This is a genomic window from Streptomyces sp. NPDC057486 (genome assembly GCF_042802415.1).
GTDB lineage: Bacteria > Actinomycetota > Actinomycetes > Streptomycetales > Streptomycetaceae > Streptomyces > Streptomyces yanii.
Genome location: NZ_JBHVEE010000249.1, coordinates 1 through 6,202 on the forward strand (window position 1 = coordinate 1; position 6,202 = coordinate 6,202).

General features: G+C 67.7%; 6 protein-coding genes. 3 read left to right on the plus strand and 3 right to left on the minus strand.

What is annotated here, in order from left to right; all coding sequences use genetic code 11:
* Positions 1-170: 170 nt before the first annotated feature.
* From ACFU6I_RS47400 to ACFU6I_RS47410, 3 genes are all read right to left on the minus strand, one after another.
* Positions 171-362, minus strand: a complete 192-nt coding sequence (locus ACFU6I_RS47400; protein WP_384380484.1) for a hypothetical protein — start codon at positions 360-362, stop codon at positions 171-173.
* 428 nt (positions 363-790) lie between these two features.
* A complete protein-coding gene (locus ACFU6I_RS47405) occupies positions 791-1,000 on the minus strand; it encodes a hypothetical protein (RefSeq protein WP_345514520.1) in 210 nt (69 codons plus the stop codon).
* A gap of 46 nt (positions 1,001-1,046) precedes the next feature.
* Complete coding sequence (locus tag ACFU6I_RS47410; protein WP_266980942.1) at positions 1,047-1,271, minus strand: hypothetical protein; 225 nt, start codon at positions 1,269-1,271, stop codon at positions 1,047-1,049.
* Between the two features lie 692 nt (positions 1,272-1,963).
* Here ACFU6I_RS47410 and ACFU6I_RS47415 point away from each other — a divergent pair.
* From ACFU6I_RS47415 to ACFU6I_RS47425, 3 genes are all read left to right on the plus strand, one after another.
* Positions 1,964-2,287 carry a hypothetical protein gene (locus ACFU6I_RS47415; RefSeq protein ID WP_384380487.1) on the plus strand — a complete coding sequence of 108 codons (324 nt, stop codon included), beginning with the start codon at positions 1,964-1,966 and terminating at the stop codon, positions 2,285-2,287.
* Between the two features lie 415 nt (positions 2,288-2,702).
* Complete coding sequence (locus ACFU6I_RS47420; protein WP_384380490.1) at positions 2,703-3,551, plus strand: class I SAM-dependent methyltransferase; 849 nt, start codon at positions 2,703-2,705, stop codon at positions 3,549-3,551.
* 648 nt (positions 3,552-4,199) lie between these two features.
* The gene (locus ACFU6I_RS47425; RefSeq protein WP_384380493.1) at positions 4,200-6,146 is read left to right on the plus strand and encodes an acyl-CoA dehydrogenase family protein; all 1,947 of its coding nucleotides are present in this window, start codon (positions 4,200-4,202) and stop codon (positions 6,144-6,146) included.
* Positions 6,147-6,202: the final 56 nt, after the last annotated feature.

Below are 6,202 nucleotides of genomic sequence, written 5' to 3' on the forward strand. Positions count from 1 at the left end.
AACCACAAGTCGTCGTCCACGATCCACCGGCGAGTACTCACACACTCCCGAACGGTCGAATCGTCACACCGGTCACGGCCGACCAGGCCACTTCAGCAAGATCCTGTTACGAGCTCTAAAGGTGCTATACACGCCGCAATAGTCCGCTCTGTGGACGATGCGCAAAAGTTTCAGTCGGGGAACCGCTCCTCCCAGCGGGCCTGGACGAGACGGGAGGACAGACGCCGATAGGTCGGCGCCGTGTGCGGGATCAGGCCCTCCGCGACGAGCCAGTAGTAGCGCTGCCGGAGGGAACACCCGCCGGTCTGGTCGTAGCTGGTGACGATGGCGGCGGCCCGTTCAACTGTGCGCGGCCACTCCACGTGAATTGTTCTGGCCAGCTTGGCGCCTGGCGCAGGTTCGTGGAGCCTGGGTGTGGAGACAGCAGGTCAGGGCACTTCGCGTTCACCATTTTCCCATGGTTTTCCCGTGGGAAAACGGCGGCGGGCCGAAACGGCTTGGGACGGCTCGGGACGGGGTGATCCGGGCCGAAGCGCTGAGCATCCACGCAGGTCAAAGGAAAGCCGCAGGTCAGCGCGCTGCGAGGGGCCCACTGTGCGGGGGCTGCGGCCGTTCCTGTGTATCTGCAACCCTGACCTGCGGTGATGGTCGGATCTTGGCTGGTTCCTGTGGCGTAGTGGGAACACCCCGTGGAACACGCGGCGTGACCTCGGCTCACGGCGAGTGGTCCGGGGACCGGCAGATGCCGACCCTCCCTACGGGAGGCGGGAACGTCGGGGTGTGCCCGGTCCTATGCCGCTTCGTACCGATGGGCCCGGCCACCGCGCCATTCGATCCAGTGCGGGTCGTCGAGGCAATGCTCGGCGTCGTAGATCCCGGCCCGCCGGAGGAATTCGACGAGGTCGCGGTCGTCGTGGGCGAGTCCGGCGATCTCTCCGTTGATGGTGACCGCCCGGCCGCCGGACGGTGCGGAGCGATGCACGACTATCGGGGCGCTCATCATGCATCCAGGGTGTGCCCGCTCGTCTGCCGGTGCGCGCCGCGCATCACGCAGTTTCGTATCTGTGCGCTGCGGCTCCCTGCCACCGGACCACGGCTGGGTTGTCGAGGATCCGTTTCGGGTCTTTCAGTCCGGCGTCGGCGAGGAACACGATGAGGTCGTGATCGCTGTGAGCGAGTCCGAGCCGTTCGTCACGATTGTTGATGTGCACGATCACGGGGCGGGCGCCGGACGGGGTGGGTGGCTGGATGGTGATCGGTGGTGTTGCCATAACTCCAAGGGTGGCCCGGGGCGGCGGCGGGCGCATCCGGCCGGCCCAGGTGCGAAGAGTCTCGTCCGGCGTGGGTGTCGGGGTGCGGGCGACGGCCCGGCTGCCCCGGCCCTGCCGGTACTTCCCGTATTTCCGGCCGACGTGGCGAGGGACGACAACGGCGGTCCTGCCGAGCGCGGTCAGCTCGGCGATCGTCCCGGCACCACTGCGTCCCTGCCGGAACAGGGCGGATCACGAGCGGTGGCGGAGCCGGTGAGGGCGCTGTCGGTTCGGCGAGGTGGCACCAGGGCATGCGACCTCAGCAGCCCTGACCCCTGAGGGGCGGGCGCGTACGGGATTTCAGGGCCCCCGGGGCCAGGCGACGGACCTTGAGCGCCCACGGCAGTCCTGTGCCATGGAGGGCTCGCCGAGGACGGCGAGGAGTGCGACCAGGAGTGGTGCGAGTGGTATGCGTTGGTGGCGAGGTCGCGCCAGTGTGCCCTGCACGTCTGGCTGGGGGGCACGAGGTGGCGAGGCGACCGTCATCTGCGCCCCTCCGGCATCCAGCGGTCGCAACGGCAGTGGAAACGCGTCCCAGGTTGCCGGGACCTGGCATTGCCGGGCCCCGCCAGGTCCCACGACCATGTGGGCAACCCCGGAACGGGCGTCACGCGTGTTCCGGACCTCGCCTGATCTGAGAGCGGAGCGGACTCATGGCATGGGTGGTCGGGGCGGGCATGCTCATGGGGCTGCTGGCGATCGCATCGGGGGTCGTGACGCTCCGGACCGGGTGGATCCTGCCCGCGGCGCGCCGCCACGTCACCAGGCCCCGGCTCCACGGCGTCGGCGCCCTGGCAGCGGGCGCATGCCCACTTGTACAGGGCCTCTTCTACTTCCGAATCCTGCCGAGCATCTCCTGGGAAATCCGCTTCTTCGGCGGAAACGCCCTTTTGCTCGCTGGTCTCCTCCTCATTGCCGCGAGCCAGCTGCTGTCTCCCCGCCGAAGCCCGGACCGTACTGATCCCTCAGGCGTCTAAAGGGTGTGGGAAACAATGGACTTTGTGGGAGGTGGCGGGACCGCCGGCAGATTGTGCAGGGCTGCGGTGCCACGCGAGTACGGCGTTCGCCGCGCGGCCACTCGAAGCCGAGATCAGCCGCGCTCCGATTCAGAAGAGGAACATCGGACCAACACCGTTCATCGGGAGTATGACGGCCGGGGAAATCCTCGAATCCATCGCCGTTTTCGCCGACGGGTCTCCGGCGCACGACGTTACTATCGCGCCCCGTCCATCCGACTGAGACCGCGAGGTACCCGTGGCGCCCCTCAGCAAGCTCTGCCTTCAGCTCGACGACGTTGAACTCCCGGACGCAATCCCTTACTCCCAGGTGAGCGCATGGGAATTGCGCTTTCTCTACCTGTTGGGACGCCATCGGCTGACTGGAGAGGGAAAGGTGATCGAGCTCGGGTCGGGCGGCGGTGGATCGACGTACGCGCTCGCACTCGGTCTCAAGGAGAACCCGGACTTCGACAAGAAGACCAACAAGCTGCACGCGTACGACTTCTTCCGGGTCGGAAAGGGCACTTTCGCCTCCGAGAAATTCTTCTCGGCCGGGGCCGCACCCGAGGACACCAACTCCTTTCTCGAAGACTTCAAGGACAAGCTGAAGCCGTTCATCGACTTCATCGAGCTGCACCCCGGCGACATCTGGCAGACCTCCGATCCCGAAGATCACAGCCCCATCGAGTTCCTGCATGTCGACATCGCCAAGACGGCGCGGGTCTTCCGCTGTGTGGCCGAGCGCTTCCTGCCCCGCCTGGAGCCGGGCTCCGTTGTGCTGCACCAGGACTTCGCCAGCCCCCGGCTGCCGTGGCTGCACTACAGCACCGGTCTGCTGCTGCCGTACATCGAGATTGCCGGGCCGCCCATCCGCTCCACACTGGCCTTCGAGGTGATCAAGCCGATCCCGCAGGACGTGCTGACGGCCATAGCCGAGGACGCCTTCGACACCGACGAGAAGCTGAAGCTGATGTCGGCCGTCCAGGATGTCGTCGACCGGGACTACACCGACGGGATCCCGTTCAAGGCCGTGGTCGAACTCGCCAAGGCCTATGTCGCCCACTACGAGGGTGACCACCGCCGCGCCTGGAAGATAGCCAAGCCGCTGACTTCGAACGAATACCTGAGCCGGACCCGCAAGGATCACTTCGCCCAGCTGGAGAAGGCGCTGAACGAGGCCGAGGCCAGGGGCGGATCCTCCGGTCTGGCCCGGCTGGTCAGGAAGGTGACGCGCAGGGCGTAGCCGCCAGGGGTCCCGGAGGCGATCGAAGTCCTGAATCGGATCCGAGTCACCCGACCCGGCGCACCAGAACCGCGCGAAGACGACCACGGCCGCCGCCACCAGCGGTGCCGACAGCGACTGTGCCCGGCCCGCCGGTGTCCGGCGGGCTCGCGCACGGAGCGCCTCCTCGAAGCCCGCGGCCGTCGGCCGGTGGAGGAACTCCACGGCCGTGCCGCGGTCCGTGTCCTGATGCGAGAAATCCCCGCCCATGGTGTCCAGGGGGATCCTGGTCAATGGCCTGGGCCGGAGATTCTGCGGCAGCAGGCGGCAACCTCGTCGAGGACTTTCGTCGGCTGTCCCGGGGACGAGGCCCTGTACTCGATCTTCGGGGCGGCCTGGTTCATGCTCCTGCAGAGGCTGTTCCCCGCCGTGCGGGGGCTCCGGCCGTTCCCGCTTCTCCCTCGACCCAGGTCCGACCGCAGTTCGCCCGCTGAACGTGCCACTGGAGTGGCTCGCGACCCGATCGGCGTCCGGGGGCTGGTGAGGCAGGCAGGAATCGGGTACATACGGACGAGTAGCACCGGTTGGTATGCCTCGGCAGGCGCGCATGCGCGCCCCGCGCGGACCGGCCGGGTCCGCCCACCGACAACGCGGCGAGGTGAGCTCCTCATGTCCGCACCATCCGCTCCGAAGAACACGCCCAAGGTCACAGAGCGTGAAGCGCGTCAAGTGGCCGAAGCCGCACGCGAGCAGGACTGGCGCAAGCCCAGTTTCGCCAAGGAACTCTTCCTCGGCCGCTTCCGGCTGGACCTGATCCATCCGCATCCACTGCCGCCCGGCGACGACGTCCGGCGCGGCGAGGCGTTCCTCGCCCGGTTGCGCGATTTCTGCGAAACGAAGATCGACGGCGCTCTGATCGAGCGTGAGGCGAAGATCCCCGACGAGGTCATCAAAGGCCTCAAGGAGCTCGGCGCCCTCGGGATGAAGATCGACCCGAAGTACGGTGGCCTGGGACTGACCCAGGTCTACTACAACAGGGCGCTCGCCCTGGTCGGCTCCGCCAACCCGGCGATCGGCGCGCTTCTCTCCGCCCACCAGTCCATCGGCGTGCCGCAGCCGCTGAAGCTCTTCGGTAGTCAGGAGCAGAAGGACACGTTCCTTCCCCGGCTCGCCCGCACCGACATCTCGGCGTTTCTTCTCACCGAACCGGATGTCGGCTCCGACCCCGCCCGGCTCGCCACCTCGGCCGTGCCGGACGGTCCCGACTACATCCTCGACGGTGTGAAGCTGTGGACGACCAATGGTGTCGTCGCCGACCTGCTGGTCGTCATGGCCCGTGTCCCGAAGTCGGTCGGCCACAAGGGCGGCATCACCGCGTTCGTCGTCGAGGCGGACGCCCCGGGCATCACCGTGGAGAACCGCAATGCCTTCATGGGGCTGCGCGGGCTCGAGAACGGTGTGACCCGCTTCCACCGCGTCCGGGTCCCGGCCGCCAACCGCATCGGCCCCGAGGGAGCCGGCCTCAAGATCGCCCTCACCACGCTCAACACGGGCCGGCTGTCGCTCCCCGCCATGTGCGTCGGAGCGGGAAAGTGGTGCCTGAAGATCGCCCGCGAATGGTCGGCAGCCCGCGAACAATGGGGCAGGCCGGTTGCCCGGCACGAAGCCGTCGGCGCCAAGATCTCTTTCATCGCGGCCACCACATTCGCCCTGGAAGCAGTTGTCGACCTCGCCTCGCAGATGGCGGACGAGGATCGCAACGACATCCGGATCGAGGCAGCCCTGGCCAAGCTGTACGGCTCCGAGATGGGCTGTCTCATGGCCGACGAACTGGTCCAGATCCGGGGCGGCCGGGGCTTCGAGACCGCCGACTCCCTCGCCGCCAGGGGCGAACGGGCCGTCCCCGCAGAACAGCTCCTCCGCGACCTGCGGATCAATCGGATCTTCGAGGGCTCGACAGAGATCATGCATCTGCTGATCGCCCGCGAGGCCGTCGACGCCCACCTCAAGGTCGCCGGAGATCTTATCGACCCCGACAAGCCCCTCTCGGCCAAGGCGAAGGCGGGAGCGAACGCCGCCGGCTTCTACGCCCGCTGGTTGCCCAAGCTTGTCACCGGACCAGGGCAACTGCCGGGCACCTACAACGAGTTCAATCCGCCCGGGCACCCGGACCTGTCCGCCCATCTGCGCTACGTCGAGCGCTCTGCCCGAAAACTGGCCCGCTCCACCTTCTACGCGATGTCGCGCTGGCAGGGGCGCATGGAGACCAAGCAGGGTTTTCTCGGCAGGATCGTCGACATCGGCGCCGAACTCTTCGCGATGAGCGCCGCCTGCGTCCGTGCCGAACTTCTGCGCACCACCGACGAGCACGGCCGGGAGGCCTACCAACTCGCCGACGCCTTCTGCCACCAGTCCCGCATCCGCGTCGAGGAACTCTTCACCCGCCTGTGGTCCAACACCGATGAGCTCGACCGGCGCATGGTCGACGGCGTTCTGTCCGGGGCGTACCTCTGGCTGGAACAGGGCGTCGTCGACCCGAGCGGTGAGGGCCCCTGGATCGCCGACGCCACTCCCGGCCCGGCGACCAAGGACAACGTCCACCGTCCCATCCGCTGACCGCCGGTCCATCGAGCCGACCGGTCGGGCCGGGCGGGGGGCGTCCACTCGCTGGA

Coding starts and splice junctions, on each gene's coding strand:
- ACFU6I_RS47415 (WP_384380487.1), top strand. CDS start 1,964: ATGGCATGGGTGGTCGGGGCGGGCATGCTCATGGGGCTGCTGGCGATC.
- ACFU6I_RS47425 (WP_384380493.1), top strand. CDS start 4,200: ATGTCCGCACCATCCGCTCCGAAGAACACGCCCAAGGTCACAGAGCGT.
- ACFU6I_RS47405 (WP_345514520.1), bottom strand. CDS start 1,000: ATGAGCGCCCCGATAGTCGTGCATCGCTCCGCACCGTCCGGCGGCCGG.
- ACFU6I_RS47410 (WP_266980942.1), bottom strand. CDS start 1,271: ATGGCAACACCACCGATCACCATCCAGCCACCCACCCCGTCCGGCGCC.